This is a genomic window from Chelativorans sp. M5D2P16 (assembly GCF_034427935.1).
Classification (GTDB): Bacteria; Pseudomonadota; Alphaproteobacteria; order Rhizobiales; family Rhizobiaceae; genus Chelativorans.
This window is the reverse complement of sequence record NZ_JAXQNM010000038.1, coordinates 207,307-222,042: the sequence shown is the minus strand read 5'-3', so window position 1 is coordinate 222,042 and position 14,736 is coordinate 207,307. Positions and strand designations below refer to the sequence as shown.

The following is a 14,736-nucleotide window of genomic DNA, read 5'->3' as shown; positions in this document are numbered from 1 at the left end:
GGACGCGGGCGAGGACAGGATAATTTGCTATGGCCAATACGCTTCTCATGCCCAAGGCAACCGCCGTCTGGCTGGTGGACAACACGGCGCTGACGTTCGACCAGATCGCCGAATTTTGCAGGCTCCACCCGCTCGAGGTGAGCGCGATCGCCGACGGCGACGCGGCGCAGGGCATCAAAGGCATGGACCCGGTAATGACGGGGCAGTTGACACGCGAGGAGATCGCCAAGGGCGAGGCGGACTCGAACCACAAGCTCAAGCTTTCGGAGCCGAAGGTGCGCGTGCCGGAGGCCAAGCGCAAGGGACCGCGCTATACGCCACTGTCCAAGCGCCAGGACCGGCCGAACGCCATTCTGTGGCTGGTGCGCCATCACCCCGAGCTGAAGGATGCGCAGATCTCGCGTCTGGTCGGCACCACCAAGTCGACCATCGAGCAGATCCGCAACCGCACGCACTGGAACTCGGCCAATCTGGTGCCGATGGATCCGGTCACCCTCGGCCTTTGCTCGCAGATCGACCTCGACATGGAGGTCGGCCGCGCCGCGCGCAATGCGCCGCCTGCAGCGCCTACCGGCGATACCCTTCTGCCCGCCTCCGAGACCGAGGACCTGCCCGTATCCGAGACGGGCAGACAGGAGGCTCGGGAAGAGGAGGAGAAGGAACTCGACGCCGACGCGGTGTTCGCCAAGCTCTCCTCCCTGAAGTCGGAGCGCAACGACGACGAGGACTGAGGCGACGGCCTTTGACCGCTGTTCCTGTGGAACCGGTCTGGCACGGACCTCTCCGCGTCAGCGGCGCTCAGCCGCAGGCACTCCGGCGGCGGCCGCCCTCATAGGCGCGGGCGAGGGAGCGTTCCAGGAGTCTGGCGCCCACCGACTCGCCCTGGGACGTCGTCACGTCGGCGAGGACGCGGCCGTAGTACTTCCCGCCCGTGATGTTGCGGATCTCGACGGTAGCGCCGCCGATCAGGCGCTCGAGCGCGTCGCGCGAGCGCAAGCCCGCCGCCTTCTCCACCGCGCAACGGGTCCTGATTTCCGGCGCGTCGATCCCGCGCAGCCGCACGTTTACCGTGACGGTCTGTCCCGGCCAGATGCGTGCCTCCGCGACGAAGGTGTCGCCATCGATCACCCGCAGGACGCGCGCTTCAACAGGGCCGCGAAGCGTCTCCCCGGCCGAGGCGGGCGGCACGGGCAAGAGGGAGCCGACGAACCCGAGGCAGAGGGTGGGGGCGATATGGCGCGGTCGAATCGGCATGAAAAGGAAATTATTCCTATTATTCGAAAATAGCAAGCGCGGGGCGGTTCCGACCCGCCGCCCTCTAGGCGCTGTGTCTAGAAATCGCTGGCGATGCCCTTGACTTCCCAATCGCCGTAGCGGGCGGGATCCGGCCCCTCGCGGCCGCCGATCTCTCGCGGCGCTTCTTTCTCCTGCATCTTTCGGCGTTTGCGCCGCTCCTCGGCCTCTTCCAGGGCGCGCAGTGCGGCGGGCGGCAGGCGGCGGGCGGTCCCGCCCTTCTTGAACGCGTCACTCACGGGCTTCTTCCCGGTCCCAATCTTGTTGAATATGCGTTATCGCCTTCCCATCATATAAGCAAATAAGCCGCGCCGTCGCCGCCGCTGTCTAAGCGCGCGGGACGGTTCGAGCGGCGGGTGCATGCGGATGGAGCCCAAGCGCATGAACATGATTCGAACGGCAATGCTTCTGGCGTTCATGACGGCGCTCTTCATGGGCGTCGGCTACCTGATCGGCGGCACCGGTGGCATGATCATCGCCCTGGTCATCGCCGCGGGCATGAACCTGTTCAGCTATTGGAACGCTGACAAGATGGTGCTGAAGATGCACCACGCGCGCGAGGTGGACGAGCGCAGCGCGCCGGAATTCTACCGCATCGTGCGCGGGCTTGCCGCCAATGCCGGCCTGCCCATGCCGCGCGTCTACATCATCGACAATCCGCAGCCGAATGCCTTTGCCACCGGGCGCAACCCGCAGAACGCGGCGGTCGCCGCCACCACCGGCCTTCTGCAACGGCTGTCGCCGGAGGAGGTGGCCGGCGTCATGGCCCACGAACTCGCGCACGTGCAGAACCGCGACACGCTGACCATGACCATCACCGCGACGCTCGCCGGCGCGATCTCCATGCTTGCCAATTTCGCGCTGTTCTTCGGCGGCGGACGCAACAACAATCCGCTCGGCTTCGTTGGCATCCTGATCGCCATGATCGTGGCGCCGCTGGCGGCCATGATGGTGCAGATGGCCATCAGTCGTACGCGCGAATATTCCGCCGACCGACGCGGCGCGGAAATCTGCGGCCAGCCCCTGTGGCTCGCCTCGGCGCTCAACAAGATCGCCCGCGGCGCGCACCAGGTCGTCAACGAGGACGCCGAGCGCAATCCGGCCACCGCGCACATGTTCATCATCAATCCCCTGTCGGGGCAGCGGATGGATGGCCTGTTCTCCACCCATCCGAATACGGAAAACCGTATCGCGGCGCTCCAGGCGATGGCCCGCGAGTCCGGCCTCGGCCCCGGTCAGGCGCCGCGCGCCGATACCGGCGGCGGACCCTGGGGTGGGACCGCGGCCGGTCCGTGGGGTCCGCGCGAGAGCGGGCGCCGGGGTCCCTGGTCGTGAGGCCGGCGCCGGCACGGCAGGCTTCGCGTCACGGACGACCGGCAAAGGCCCGACAGCACCCGGCCAAGCCCGGGCTCGACGCGCGGCGGACGGCGGCGCGGCTGTTGGGTGCCGTCATCGATGCGCGCACACCGCTCGACGCGCTGACCGACGGTGAGCACGGCCATCCGCACTTTCTCGCCCTCGATCCACGCGATCGGTCGCTGGTCAGGGCGATCCTCGCCAGTGCCCTGCGCCATCGCTGCGTCATCGAGAGGCTAATCGCCGCGCGGCTCGAGCGGCCGCTGCCGTCGAACGCCCATTCTCTGTCGCACATCCTGCATGTGGGCGCGGCGCAGATCCTCTTCCTCGACATTCCCGACAGTGCCGCCGTCGATCTCGCCGTGGCGCAAGCCAAAGCCGATCCGCGCGCGGCGCGGTTTTCCGGCCTCGTCAACGGCATCTTGCGCAACATCGCGCGCGGCAAGGCGGAAGCCCTTCCGCGCGCCCTGGATGAAGTCCTCGATGCGCCGGACTGGTTCGTGGAGCGGCTGCGGCGGGCCTATGGCGCGGGCCAGTCCGACGCCATTCTAAAGGCGCATCGCGTGGAACCGCCAACGGATTTCACGGTCAAGGCCGATCCGGGGGCTTGGGCCGAGCGGCTTGGCGGGCGCATGCTGCCGACGGGCTCGGTGCGGGTGGACCGGCTTTCCGCACCCGTTTTCGAGCTGCCGGGCTATGGCGAAGGAGCGTGGTGGGTGCAGGATGCGGCGGCGGGCCTGCCGGTACGGCTTCTCGGAGATGTCCGTGGGATCAACGTCGCGGATCTCTGTGCCGCGCCCGGCGGCAAGACGGCGCAGCTTGTGGCTGCCGGCGCGCGCGTAACGGCGGTCGATCAGTCGGCAAGTCGCCTGCGGCGGCTGCGGTCCAACCTCGAGCGCCTGCGCCTGGAGGCCGAAACGATCGAAGCCGACATCCTGTCCTGGCAGCCGGACCGCCCTTTCGACGCGGTGCTGCTCGATGCGCCCTGCTCCTCCACGGGAACGGTCCGGCGCCATCCCGACGTGCCATGGACGAAAACGCCCGAGGATATCACCAAGCTGGCCGATCTGCAGGCGCGGTTTCTCGAACGGGCGCTCTCCTTCGTGCGCCCCGGCGGCGCGGTGGTCTTTGCGAACTGTTCGCTCGACCCGGAAGAAGGCGAAGAACTGGTGACGCGTCTCCTTGCGCAGCGCGACGATGTCGTTTTGGAGCCTATCCGTCCGGAAGAGCTTCCAGGCGCGGCGCATTTCATAGCGCCGGAGGGGTGGTTGCGCACCACGCCGGCCGCACCGGAGGAGCCCGCCCGCCTGGGCGGCGTCGATGGATTTTACGCCGCCCGACTTCGGCGTGTGCGCTAGCGCGATTTGTCCTTCGCACAAGCCGTTGAATCGCCTAGAATCTTCGGCGGGTGGAGGCCATTGGAAAAGGTGCGTCATTGAGGTTTGCCGGCGGCTACCGTCCGCTCTTGTGGAATCTGGCCTTACGACAGGGCTGGCGGCGCGTGCGCCGGCGCTTGCGCGCCGGCCCGGTCTATCGCTGGCGCTACACCGGCCGCACGCCGGAGCGGCTGCTGATCGCGCCGCCGGACCTGCGGCTGGCCGATCCCGAGATCGCGCGGCAGATCTATCACGGGCGTTTCCTTCTTGCCGGTCATCTGGTCGAGGCGGGAGGACAGTCGCCCTTTCATATCGAGGTGCACAACCGGGCCTGGCGGGAAGCGTTGCACGGCTTTCGCTGGCTGCGCCATCTGAACGCCGCACAGTCCGACCTTTCCGCTGCCAATGCCCGGGCGCTGGTTACGGACTGGATGGCGTTGCACGGAAAGCGGATCACGGGGCTCGCCTGGCACCCGGCCGTTACCGCCCGGCGTGTGATCGCCTGGCTCCAGCACTCCAGCGTCGTGCTGCAGGGGGCCGACCTCGCCTTCTATCGGCAATACCTGAAGATGATCGCCGTTCAGATACGCTATCTGCGCTCGATGGCGCCGGAAATGCAGGACGGCGAGGAGAAGCTCAGGGCGCGGGTGGCGCTCGCCTTCGCCGCCTTGTCGCTGCCCACGTCCGTTTCCGCGCTTCGCAACGCGACGCGCAACCTCACCGAGGAACTCGACCGCCAGATCCTGCCGGACGGCGGCCACGTCTCGCGCAATCCGCGCGCCGTCATGGAGCTTCTGGCCGACCTTCTGCCTTTACGCCAGACCTATGCCAACCAGTCCGAACCGCCGCCGGAGGCGCTGGTCGGCGCCGTGGAGCGGATGTTGCCTGCGCTGCGCTTCTTCCGCCACCGGGACGGCAGCATCGCGCGGTTCAACGGCATGGGAGTGACCATCCACGACCGCGTGGCCGCCATTCTGCGGCATGACGATACCGGCGGGGCGCCGCTCTCGCACGCGCCCCATTCGGGCTATGAACGGCTGGCCATGGGCACCACGACGGTGATCGCCGACACCGCCGCGCCGCCGCCGCCGGAACTGTCCAACTTCGCGCATGCGGGCTGTCTTTCTTTCGAGCTGTCGTCGGGGCGGCATCAGTTCATCGTCAACTGCGGCATCGACAATTACGGGGACGAAGCCTTCCGGCCGCTGGCACGGGCGACCGCCGCGCATTCGACCGCGACGCTCAACGACACCTCGCAGGCCCGCTTCGCCCTGCCCGCCGGCTGGGACGACTGGGTGGGCACGCCGCTGGTGGGCGGGCCGCGCAACGTCGCGTGCCGCCGCCTCGACGAAGCGGGCATGCAAGGCTTCGTCGCCGGCCACGACGGCTATGCGGCCCGCTTCGGCATCGTGCACGAGCGCGAGCTCGTGCTTTCGCAGGAGGGTGCGCTTCTTGCGGGCACGGACCGCTTTCGCGGGACGGGCGGGAGCCAGGCCAAGTGCAATGTCGCGGTGCGTTTCCACATCCATCCCGATGTCGAGCTCTACCGGGACGACGACGGTCTGCTCATTCTCGCCGGGGAGGGGACGGACACCTGGGTGTTTTCCTGCGGCGCCGTCGAGCCGGCAGTGGAGGAGACCATCTTCTTCGCCGCCGTCGCCGGGCCCTGCCGCAGCCGGCAGATCGTGCTTTATTTCGCCGCGGAGGAGCTGGCGGAGGTCAGCTGGCGGCTGACGCGCACCCACGGCAGCGCCGCGCGACCTTAGCGCGGTGCCCGCTTGATTTGACGGCGCTCTATGGTAGTCCAGCCGTGCCTGCGATGGAGAGAGCCTGCCGATGACCGTTTCCGCAAAGAACATCCCCGCGCCCGACCTGGTATCCGTGCGCCGGGCGCTGATTTCCGTGTCCGACAAGACGGGCATTGCCGATTTCGCCCGGGCGCTTGACGGCAAGGGTGTCGCGCTGATCTCGACCGGGGGAACGGCCGCGGCACTCGCAAAGGAAGGGCTGCCGGTGCGGGACGTCTCCGACCTGACCGGTTTTCCGGAGATCATGGACGGGCGGGTGAAGACGCTGCATCCGGCCGTGCACGGCGGGCTGCTCGGCATCCGTGACGATGACGAGCACCGCGCGGCCATGGAGCAACACGCCATCCAGCCGATCGACCTCGTCGTCATCAATCTCTACCCCTTCGAAGAGGTGCGCTTCGGCGGTGGGGATTACGCCGCGACGGTGGAGAATATAGACATCGGCGGCCCCGCCATGCTGCGCGCGGCGGCGAAGAACCATGCCTATGTCGCCGTCGTTACCGATCCGGCGGATTACACGAAGGTGCTGGCGGCTCTGGAGGAGAACGGCGGTGCGCTGCCCTATCGCCTGCGCCAGGAACTGGCGGCCAAGGCCTATGCCCGCACCGCCGCCTATGACGCCGCCATCTCGCAGTGGTTCGCGGAGACGCTATCCGTTTCGGATCCGGAGTGGCGTGCGCTGGGCGGCCGGCTGCAGCAGGTCATGCGCTATGGCGAGAACCCACACCAGGGGGCCGGCTTCTACGTGACCGGCGACAGGCGGCCCGGCGTGGCCACCGCCCGCCAGGTGCAGGGCAAGCAGCTTTCCTACAACAACATCAACGATACCGACGCCGCCTTCGAACTGGTCTCGGAGTTCGATCCCGACAGAAGCGCCGCCGTCGCCATCATCAAGCACGCCAATCCCTGCGGCGTGGCTGAAGGCGCCTCCCCGGCGGAGGCCTATCGCAAGGCGCTCGCCTGCGACCCCGTCTCCGCCTTCGGCGGCATCGTGGCGCTCAACCGCGCGCTCGATGCCGAGGCTGCCGAAGAGATCGCGAAGATCTTCACCGAAGTGATCATCGCGCCCGACGCCAGCGAGGAGGCACAGGCGCTGATCGCGGCGAAGAAAAATCTCCGCCTGCTTTTGACCGGCGGCATCGCCGATCCGCGCCAGCCGGGGCTGTCCGCCAGGACGGTGGCGGGCGGCCTGCTCGTGCAGACGCGGGACAATGGCGTGGTCGACGATCTCGACCTGAAGGTGATGACGAAGCGCGCGCCGAGTGAACAGGAGCTTGCCGATCTGAAATTCGCCTTCCGCATCGCCAAGCACGTGAAGTCGAACGCGATCGTCTATGCCCGGGACGGCGCCACGGTGGGCATCGGCGCGGGGCAGATGAGCCGCGTGGATTCGGCCCGCATCGCCGCGCGCAAGGCCGAGGATGCGGCGAATGGCGGCGAGCCTTTGACGAAAGGCTCGGTGGTTGCTTCGGACGCCTTCTTCCCCTTCGCAGACGGGCTGCTTTCGGCCGTCGAGGCGGGGGCCACGGCGGTCATCCAGCCGGGCGGCTCCATGCGCGACGAGGAGGTGATCGCGGCGGCCGACGAGCGCGGCATCGCCATGGTTTTCACCGGGATGCGCCATTTCCGGCACTGAGGGGTGGGCCGAACGAAGATAGAGCGCCCCGCCCTCAGGCCAGCACCACCCCCGCTTCGCGCATGCGCTGGGTCATGGCCGCGAGGGAGCCGCCGAGGTCGATGCCGCGGCAGGCTTCCAGCATCACCGTCGCCTCGAAGCCCTGGCGCCGCGCGTCGAGGGCGGAGAAGGCGACGCAGTAGTCGGTGGCGAGGCCGGCGAAGGTCAGCTTGCCGATACCACGCTCGCGCAGATAGCCGGTGAGGCCGGTCGGCGTCTCGTGGTCGTTCTCGAAGAAGGCGGAGTAGCTGTCGATCGCTTTGCGGAACCCCTTGCGGATGACGAGCTCCGCCTTGGTCCATTCCAGCCCCTCGTGGAAAGCGGCACCGTGCGTTGCCTGCACGCAATGGTCCGGCCAGAGCGTCTGCTCGCCATAGGGCATGTCGACCGTCTCGCACGGCGCCTTGCCTGGGTGTGTGGAGGCGAAGCTGGAATGGCCGGCGGGATGCCAGTCCTGGGTCAGCACCACGTGCTCGAAGCGCTCGATCAGCCGGTTGACGAGTGGCACGACCTCGTCGCCCCGTTCGACGGCGAGCGCGCCGCCGGGGCAGAAATCGTTCTGAACGTCGACGACGACAAGTGCTTCGCTGGCCATGGCATCCTCTCCGGCCATTCCGTTTGTCCGGTCCCTTGCCTCAGGCGGCCTCTTTCTTCGGCGTGATCAGGCCGCGGGCGAGGAGAAGCTCGGCGATCTGCACCGTATTGAGGGCCGCACCCTTGCGCAGATTGTCCGAGACGACCCACAGGGCAAGCCCGTTGTCCACCGTCGAGTCCTCGCGGATGCGGCTGATATAGGTGGCGTCCTCGCCGGCGCTCTCATAGGGCGTGACGTAGCCGCCGTCCTCGTGCTTGTCGACGACGAGGCAGCCAGGCGCCTCGCGCAGGATCTCGCGCGCCTCCTCCGCGGTGATCGGCTCGGCGAACTCGAGATTGACCGCCTCGGAATGGCCGATGAAGACCGGCACGCGCACGCAGGTCGCCGTCAGCTTGATCTTGGGGTCGAGCATCTTCTTGGTCTCGGCCACCATCTTCCACTCTTCCTTGGTGAAGCCGTCCTCCATGAAGACGTCGATATGCGGAATGCAGTTGAAGGCGATGCGCTTGGTGAATTTCTTGTTGGTGATCGGGTCGGCGACGAAGACGGCGCGCGTCTGCTCGAAAAGCTCGTCCATGCCTTCCTTGCCGGAGCCCGACACCGACTGATAGGTGGAGACGACCACGCGCGTGATCCTGGCCTTCTCGTGCAGCGGCTTCAGCGCCACCACGAGTTGGGCCGTGGAGCAGTTCGGGTTGGCGATGATGTTCTTTTTCGAAAAGCCCTCGATTGCGTCCGGGTTCACTTCCGGCACGATGAGCGGCACGTCCTGGTCGTAACGCCAGGCCGACGAATTGTCGATGACCACACAGCCCTGGCGGCCGATGCGCGGCGCATGCTCCTTGGCGACCGAGCCGCCCGCCGACATCAGGCAGATGTCCGTGTCGGAAAAGTCGTGATTGTCGAGCGCCTTCACCTTCAGCGTCTTGTCCCCGTAGGAAACCTCCGTGCCGACGGAGCGGCGCGAGGCGAGCGGCACCACCTCGTCGGCGGGGAAGCCGCGCTCCTCCAGGATGTTGAGCATTTCCCGGCCGACATTCCCGGTGGCGCCGGCGACAGCGATCTTGAAACCCATGGATAAACTCCTGTCCCTCTCCGCTTGGCTTTGGTTGAGGCCCGCCGGCCGCGCGGGCTTCTCGCCCTCCCCGGCCTGTCTCGGGGAGAGTGCGAGCGGGCCAAGGAAGGTCAGACCGTTTTGCCGGTCGTTTTGGCCGTCGTCGTCGTATGACGGAAACTGGCGCCGCCGTACCCGGCAGCGTGAAGCAGGCTGGCAATGGTCTGCGCAGGAGGATGAGCGCGCATGTGCCGTCGAAACTCCGTTTCCGTGGATGGGGTTTTAAGCCGAATGGACGTGAAGTCAATCGGGTATCCGGGTAACCCCGCTCCCCGGAACGTGATTTGACCTGAAGCAGCGGGGCCGTAGTTTTCACTCCGCAGCGTTTCATCGAGGAGCATCGGCCATGCGACGGAAGACGGTATCCGGACTGCTGCCTTGTCTCGTACTTCTCGCCGTGGTGTTTGCGGCCTTGCCGGCCCTTGCCCATCACGGCTGGGCCTGGACCGAGGACGAGCCTTTCGAGCTTACCGGGGAGATCGAGGAGATCTATATCGGCAACCCGCACGTCACGCTGGAGGTTCGCGCCGAGGGTGGTACCTGGCACGTCGATCTGGCGCCGCTTGCGCGAACGGTTCGTGCCGGCTTCGACGAGGAGGCCGCGAGCATCGGCGATACGGTTACCTGCATCGGCTTTCGTTCGCGCGATCCGGGAGAGCGGAGCATGAAGGCGGCGCGGGTCCTCGTGAACGGCGCGACCTATGACGTCTATCCCCGCCGCGTGCCGAATATCTGAGGCCGGGCGGTAGATGCTGATGGAGTGGCTGCAGGCGCTGCAGGAGTGGCAGGTCGCAACCTTCTTCCGCCGTTCCTTCTATGCCTACCCGCTTCTCAACGCGACCCACATCTTCTCGCTGGCATTGCTTATCGGCGCGATCCTGCCGGCCGATCTGCGCATGCTGGGGCTGTTTTCAGGCATCCCCGCCGCCCCTTTTCTGAAGCTGATGACCCGCCTGGCCGCCGCCGGCCTTGTGCTCGCGATCCTTACCGGCTTCCTGCTCTTTTCGGTTCAGCCGCTGGAATATGCCGGCAACCCGGCGTTTCTCACGAAGGTTTCGCTTGTCGCGCTCGGCGCGGCGAACGCGGCGGTGATTCGATTGAGCCCCGGCTGGCGCGCGGCAGCGGCAAGCGGCGTCGTAAGCCCAAGCCTGCGGTTCGGCGCCGTGCTTTCACTGATGCTCTGGCTCGCCGCGCTTATCGCCGGACGCTGGATCGCTTTCCTCTGACTTGTCCGATTGGCGGGAACATTCCGCTCGCCGCACGAATTGATCGGCCAAGGAGGCGTTCATGGCCAAAGAGCAGAAAAGAACCTTTTCGGGGCGCGAGGCCAGCCAGGGCTACATCGTGCTTAAAACACCTCTGCGCCGGGCGATCTTCATCGGCGGCCTGGCGGGCATCGTCGTGCTGGCGATCATCTGGGCGCTGGCCTGAGGACGATCAGGCCGAAAGCGCGCGGAACTTCTCCACGATCGCATCGCCCATGGCGCTGGTGCTGACCTCGCGCATGCCCTCCGACATGATGTCGCCGGTCCGGCAACCCTCGTCCAGAACGGCTGCGATGGCCTTCTCCAGCCGGTCCGCCTCGCTGACCATGTTGAACGAGTAACGCAGGCACATGGCGAAGGAGGCGATCATGGCGATCGGGTTGGCGATGCCCTTGCCGGCAATGTCCGGGGCGGAGCCGTGCACCGGCTCGTAGAGCGCCTTGCGGGCCCCGGACTTCGGGTCCGGCGCGCCGAGCGAGGCCGAAGGCAGCATGCCGAGCGAGCCCGTCAGCATCGCCGCCACGTCCGAGAGCATGTCGCCGAACAGGTTGTCGGTGACGATCACGTCGAACTGCTTGGGATTGCGCACGAGCTGCATGCCGCCGGCATCGGCCAGCATGTGAGTGAGCTCGACATCGGCATACTTCGCCTTGTGGGTGGCCGCCACGACCTCCTTCCACAGCACGCCGGACTTCATCACATTGTGCTTTTCCATCGAGCAGACCTTGTTGGCCCGCGTGCGCGCCAGCTCGAACGCCACCCCGGAGATGCGCTCGATTTCGAAAGTGTCGTAGATCTGCGTGTCGATACCGCGCTTCTGGCCGTTGCCGAGGTCGACGATCTCCTTCGGCTCGCCGAAATAGACGCCGCCCGTCAGCTCGCGCACGATGAGGATGTCGAGGCCTTCGACCAGCTCCTTCTTGAGGGAGGAGGAGTCGGCCAGCGCCGGATAGCAGATGGCGGGCCGCAGATTGGCGAAAAGCTCCATCTCCTTGCGCAAGCGCAGCAGTCCCGCCTCTGGCCGCACGTCGTAGGGCACGTCGTCCCATTTAGGCCCGCCGACCGCGCCGAAGAGGATCGCGTCCGCGGCGAGCGCACGCTCCATGTCGGCGTCGGAGATCGCCTGGCCGTGCGCGTCATAGGCGGCACCGCCCACAAGCCCCGCTTCCGTCTCGAAGCCGGCGCTGAAGTCCGCGTTCATCACCGCGATGAGCTTCGACACCTCGGCCATCGCCTCCGGTCCGATGCCGTCGCCGGGAAGAAGAAGGAGCTTGCGCGTTGCCATATATGTGCCTCCGGGAATTGAAACCGTGCCCTTGCTAAACGGCGCGGGGCGCCAGCGCAAGACAGACGGGTGCGGTGGCGGGGTCTTGCGGCTGTTTCGTGCATGACCGGCGCTCCGGCGCGGGCCCGAGGGAACCATGCATCCCGTAGAAAGCGGCCGTGGCCCCTCAAGGCCCGGCACGATCCCGCTTCAGTGCAGTCACCTCGATCTCAACCTTCATTTCCGGCTTGTTGAGATCACAGACGATCATGGTCGCTGCCGGCCGGATTTCACCGAAGGTCTCGCCGAGGATCGGAAAGACCCGGTCCACATAGGCGCGGTCTGTCACATAATAATGCGCGCGCACCACATCGGCCATTTCGAAGCCCGCTTCGATGAGCGCGGCACAAATCGTGGCAAGGCAGTTGCGCGTCTGCTCTTCCACGCTCTCCGGCATCGCCATGGTGGCATAGTCGTAGCCTGTCGTGCCGGAGACGAAGCACCACTCGCCATCCACGACCGCCCGGCTGTAGCCGGCGGTCTTCTCGAAGGGCGAGCCGGTCGAGATCAGGCGGCGCATGCTTACGCCCAGGGCCGGCTCTCGGTGTATTTCTGCTCGAAGCTCTCGATCGTCGGCGCCTTTTCGAGCGTCAGGGCGATGTCGTCGAGGCCGTTGAGCAGGCAGTGGCGCTTGAAGGCGTCGATCTCGAACTTGATCACGCCGCCGTCCGGCCCGCGGATCTCCTGGGCTTCCAGGTCCACCGTAAGCGTGGCGTTGGCGCCGCGCTCGGCATCGTCCATCAGCTTTTCCAGCTCTTCCGCGCCAACGGTGATGGGCAGGATGCCGTTCTTGAAGCAGTTGTTGTGGAAGATATCGGCGAAGCTCGTCGAGATGACGCAGCGGATGCCGAAATCGGCAAGCGCCCAGGGGGCGTGCTCGCGGCTCGACCCGCAGCCGAAATTGCCGCCGGCGACCAGGATCCTGGCGTTGCGGTAGGCCGGTTTGTTGAGCACGAAATCGGGATTTTCCGAACCGTCCTCGTTGTAGCGCATCTCGGCGAAAAGTCCCGTGCCGAGGCCCGTGCGCTTGATCGTCTTGAGATAATCCTTGGGGATGATCATGTCGGTATCGACATTGACGATGGGCAGGGGCGCGGCGACGCCGGTGAGCGTGGTGAACTTTTCCATGGGGCTAATCGTGCCTGTCTGTAACCAGATTGGTGCCATACCCTTTACACAAGCGCGTGCGCCAAGCAAAGCCCTTGCGTCCTTTGACCCCTTGGGCCATGAAGCACGCAATGCACGAACCTCTCCGCAGTCTGCGCCGCTCCGTCCTCTATGTGCCCGCCAGCAACGAACGGGCGCTGAAGAAGACATCCTCGCTCGCCTGCGATGCCGTCATCTTCGACCTGGAGGACGCGGTCGCGCCGGAGGAAAAGGAGCAGGCGCGCGAGCGCCTGCGTGCCTTCCTCGCCGGCTCCGCACGGCCGCAATGCGAGATCGTCATCCGCATCAATTCGCTTGCCGGCGAATGGGGCACGGAGGACTTTCTGGCCGCACGCGCGCTGAAACCCGATGCCATCCTGCTTCCCAAGGTCGAGGGTCCGCGCGACATCCTCGACGCCGACGACAGCCTGGACGAAACGGACGCGCCGACATCCTTGCGCCTTTGGGCGATGATCGAGACGCCGCGGGGTATTCTCAACGCCGGGGCGATCGCCGAACTGGGAAGGGATCCCGCCGCGCGCCTGACCTGTCTCGTTGCCGGAACCAACGATCTCGTCAAGGAGACGAACATCTCGGTTGCCGGCGGGCGCGGCTATCTCCTGCCCTGGCTCATGCAGATGGTGCTCGCCGCACGCGCCGGCAACGTCACCGTGCTCGACGGCGTCTCCAACAATTTCCGTGACCCGGATGCCTTCGGCCGCGAATGCGCGGAAGCCCGCGCCATGGGTTTCGACGGCAAGACGCTGATCCATCCCGCACAGATCGCGCCCGCCAATGCGGCTTTCGCGCCGACGAGGGAGGAGGTGGCGGAAGCTGAAGCGATCGTGGCCGAATTCGCGAAGCCGGAGAACCGCTTCCGCGGGGTTATCTCCCTCGACGGCCGCATGATCGAGCGTCTGCATCTGGAGATGGCCGAAGGCGTGCTCGCCAAGGCGCGGCAAATTAAGGAGAAAGAGACATGAGGCTCTACCGCTTCCTGACAGGCCCGGACGATTCCGGCTTCTGCCACAAGGTCACGGCGGCCTTGAACAAGGGCTGGCTGCTGCACGGCAACCCGACCTACGCCTTCGACCTCGAAACGAAGACGATGCGCTGCGGCCAGGCGGTCTACAAGGAAGTGGAAGGGGTGGACTACACGCCGGAGGTCAGGCTCGGGGACTATTGAACACTCGCAGCATGCGCGTCGTTCCGGACAAACCTGCGTTTTCCGGGATTGCGCTGAATGCGGGACCGCCGCTGCCGTGAGAATTTACATGCCCGGATGCGGCCACTCGTCCGCCGCTTCCTCGATGCGCGCCATGTCGTCGTCGGACAGGCCGAAATGGTGGCCGATCTCGTGGATCAACACATGGGCGACGATGTCGCCCAGGGTCTCCTCGTTCTCGGCCCAGTAGTCGAGGATCGCCCGGCGGTAGAGGGTGATGCGGTTGGGGCCCTCGCCGGTGGCCGGGTTCCAGCGCTCGGCAATGCCGCGTCCCTCGAACAGGCCGAGCAGGTCGAACGGCGTCTCCAGCGCCAGGTCGTCCATGATTTCCTCGCTCGGGAACTCGACGACCTGGATGATGATGTCGCCCGTGAGTTTGCGGAAATCGTCCGGCAGGTTCGCGTAGGTCTCCATCGCCAGGAGCTCGAATTCCGCGAGCGATGGTGAAAGCTGGTCGTGCCAGGCGCGGGTCTGATAGATGCGTGCCATTTCGTGTCCTTTGCCGCGCATATAGCGTTTTCACGCGCAGGATTCGAGTGTGCGTGTCACTCGAGAGGCG

The 14,736-nt window shown here is 66.3% G+C and carries 18 protein-coding genes; 10 read left to right on the top strand and 8 right to left on the bottom strand.

The window, feature by feature from the left end:
* Positions 1–29: 29 nt before the first annotated feature.
* Positions 30–731: a DUF1013 domain-containing protein gene (locus tag SIN08_RS18835; RefSeq protein ID WP_322453138.1), complete on the top strand. Its 702-nt coding sequence runs from the start codon at positions 30–32 to the stop codon at positions 729–731.
* Positions 732–798: 67 nt separating this feature from the next.
* On the opposite strand, the gene SIN08_RS18830 is transcribed toward SIN08_RS18835, so the two are convergent.
* On the bottom strand, positions 799–1,254 hold the full coding sequence (locus SIN08_RS18830; RefSeq protein WP_322453137.1) for a thermonuclease family protein: 456 nt from the start codon (positions 1,252–1,254) through the stop codon (positions 799–801).
* 77 nt (positions 1,255–1,331) lie between these two features.
* A complete protein-coding gene (locus tag SIN08_RS18825) occupies positions 1,332–1,532 on the bottom strand; it encodes a DUF1674 domain-containing protein (protein ID WP_322453136.1) in 201 nt (66 codons plus the stop codon).
* A gap of 142 nt (positions 1,533–1,674) precedes the next feature.
* Between SIN08_RS18825 and htpX the strand changes: the two genes are divergently transcribed.
* From htpX to purH, 4 genes are all read left to right on the top strand, one after another.
* Positions 1,675–2,628, top strand: a complete 954-nt coding sequence (htpX, locus tag SIN08_RS18820; protein ID WP_322453135.1) for a zinc metalloprotease HtpX — start codon at positions 1,675–1,677, stop codon at positions 2,626–2,628.
* Positions 2,619–4,007, top strand: a complete 1,389-nt coding sequence (locus SIN08_RS18815) for an RsmB/NOP family class I SAM-dependent RNA methyltransferase (protein WP_416208104.1) — start codon at positions 2,619–2,621, stop codon at positions 4,005–4,007. The genes htpX and SIN08_RS18815 overlap by 10 nt, the downstream gene beginning before the upstream one ends.
* 77 nt (positions 4,008–4,084) lie before the next feature.
* Complete coding sequence (locus tag SIN08_RS18810; protein ID WP_322453133.1) at positions 4,085–5,791, top strand: heparinase II/III family protein; 1,707 nt, start codon at positions 4,085–4,087, stop codon at positions 5,789–5,791.
* A gap of 70 nt (positions 5,792–5,861) precedes the next feature.
* Complete coding sequence (gene purH / locus SIN08_RS18805) at positions 5,862–7,469, top strand: bifunctional phosphoribosylaminoimidazolecarboxamide formyltransferase/IMP cyclohydrolase (RefSeq protein ID WP_322453132.1); 1,608 nt, start codon at positions 5,862–5,864, stop codon at positions 7,467–7,469.
* Between the two features lie 34 nt (positions 7,470–7,503).
* On the opposite strand, the gene pncA is transcribed toward purH, so the two are convergent.
* Positions 7,504–8,103 carry a bifunctional nicotinamidase/pyrazinamidase gene (gene pncA, locus SIN08_RS18800; protein WP_322453131.1) on the bottom strand — a complete coding sequence of 200 codons (600 nt, stop codon included), beginning with the start codon at positions 8,101–8,103 and terminating at the stop codon, positions 7,504–7,506.
* Positions 8,104–8,143: 40 nt separating this feature from the next.
* Complete coding sequence (locus SIN08_RS18795; protein WP_322453130.1) at positions 8,144–9,178, bottom strand: aspartate-semialdehyde dehydrogenase; 1,035 nt, start codon at positions 9,176–9,178, stop codon at positions 8,144–8,146.
* A gap of 385 nt (positions 9,179–9,563) precedes the next feature.
* Between SIN08_RS18795 and SIN08_RS18790 the strand changes: the two genes are divergently transcribed.
* The 3 genes from SIN08_RS18790 to SIN08_RS18780 all read left to right on the top strand — a co-directional run bounded on the left by SIN08_RS18790 (position 9,564) and on the right by SIN08_RS18780 (position 10,648).
* A complete protein-coding gene (locus SIN08_RS18790) occupies positions 9,564–9,953 on the top strand; it encodes a DUF6152 family protein (RefSeq protein ID WP_322453129.1) in 390 nt (129 codons plus the stop codon).
* Positions 9,954–9,966: 13 nt separating this feature from the next.
* Positions 9,967–10,443 (top strand): DUF2214 domain-containing protein, encoded by a 477-nt coding sequence (locus tag SIN08_RS18785; protein WP_322453128.1) that lies wholly within the window; start codon positions 9,967–9,969, stop codon positions 10,441–10,443.
* 61 nt (positions 10,444–10,504) lie between these two features.
* Positions 10,505–10,648, top strand: coding sequence for a peptide ABC transporter permease (locus tag SIN08_RS18780; protein WP_322453127.1), 144 nt, complete (start codon positions 10,505–10,507; stop codon positions 10,646–10,648).
* Positions 10,649–10,654: 6 nt separating this feature from the next.
* Here the strand turns inward: SIN08_RS18780 and leuB are convergent, their stop codons facing one another.
* The 3 genes from leuB to leuD form a co-directional block, all read right to left on the bottom strand.
* Entirely contained in the window at positions 10,655–11,767 is a 1,113-nt protein-coding gene (gene leuB / locus SIN08_RS18775; protein ID WP_322453126.1) for a 3-isopropylmalate dehydrogenase, read from the bottom strand.
* A 166-nt stretch (positions 11,768–11,933) separates the two neighbouring features.
* Positions 11,934–12,326 carry a RidA family protein gene (locus tag SIN08_RS18770; protein WP_322453125.1) on the bottom strand — a complete coding sequence of 131 codons (393 nt, stop codon included), beginning with the start codon at positions 12,324–12,326 and terminating at the stop codon, positions 11,934–11,936.
* 2 nt (positions 12,327–12,328) lie between these two features.
* Positions 12,329–12,934 (bottom strand): 3-isopropylmalate dehydratase small subunit, encoded by a 606-nt coding sequence (leuD, locus tag SIN08_RS18765; RefSeq protein WP_322453124.1) that lies wholly within the window; start codon positions 12,932–12,934, stop codon positions 12,329–12,331.
* Between the two features lie 110 nt (positions 12,935–13,044).
* Between leuD and SIN08_RS18760 the strand changes: the two genes are divergently transcribed.
* Both SIN08_RS18760 and SIN08_RS18755 read left to right on the top strand, forming a co-directional pair.
* The gene (locus SIN08_RS18760) at positions 13,045–13,935 is read left to right on the top strand and encodes a CoA ester lyase (RefSeq protein ID WP_322453123.1); all 891 of its coding nucleotides are present in this window, start codon (positions 13,045–13,047) and stop codon (positions 13,933–13,935) included.
* The gene (locus SIN08_RS18755; protein ID WP_322453122.1) at positions 13,932–14,138 is read left to right on the top strand and encodes a DUF1737 domain-containing protein; all 207 of its coding nucleotides are present in this window, start codon (positions 13,932–13,934) and stop codon (positions 14,136–14,138) included. Before SIN08_RS18760 ends, SIN08_RS18755 begins: the two co-directional genes overlap by 4 nt.
* 84 nt (positions 14,139–14,222) lie before the next feature.
* Here SIN08_RS18755 and SIN08_RS18750 read toward each other — a convergent pair whose 3' ends face one another.
* A complete protein-coding gene (locus SIN08_RS18750; protein ID WP_322453121.1) occupies positions 14,223–14,666 on the bottom strand; it encodes a metallopeptidase family protein in 444 nt (147 codons plus the stop codon).
* Between the last annotated feature and the right edge of the window lie 70 nt (positions 14,667–14,736).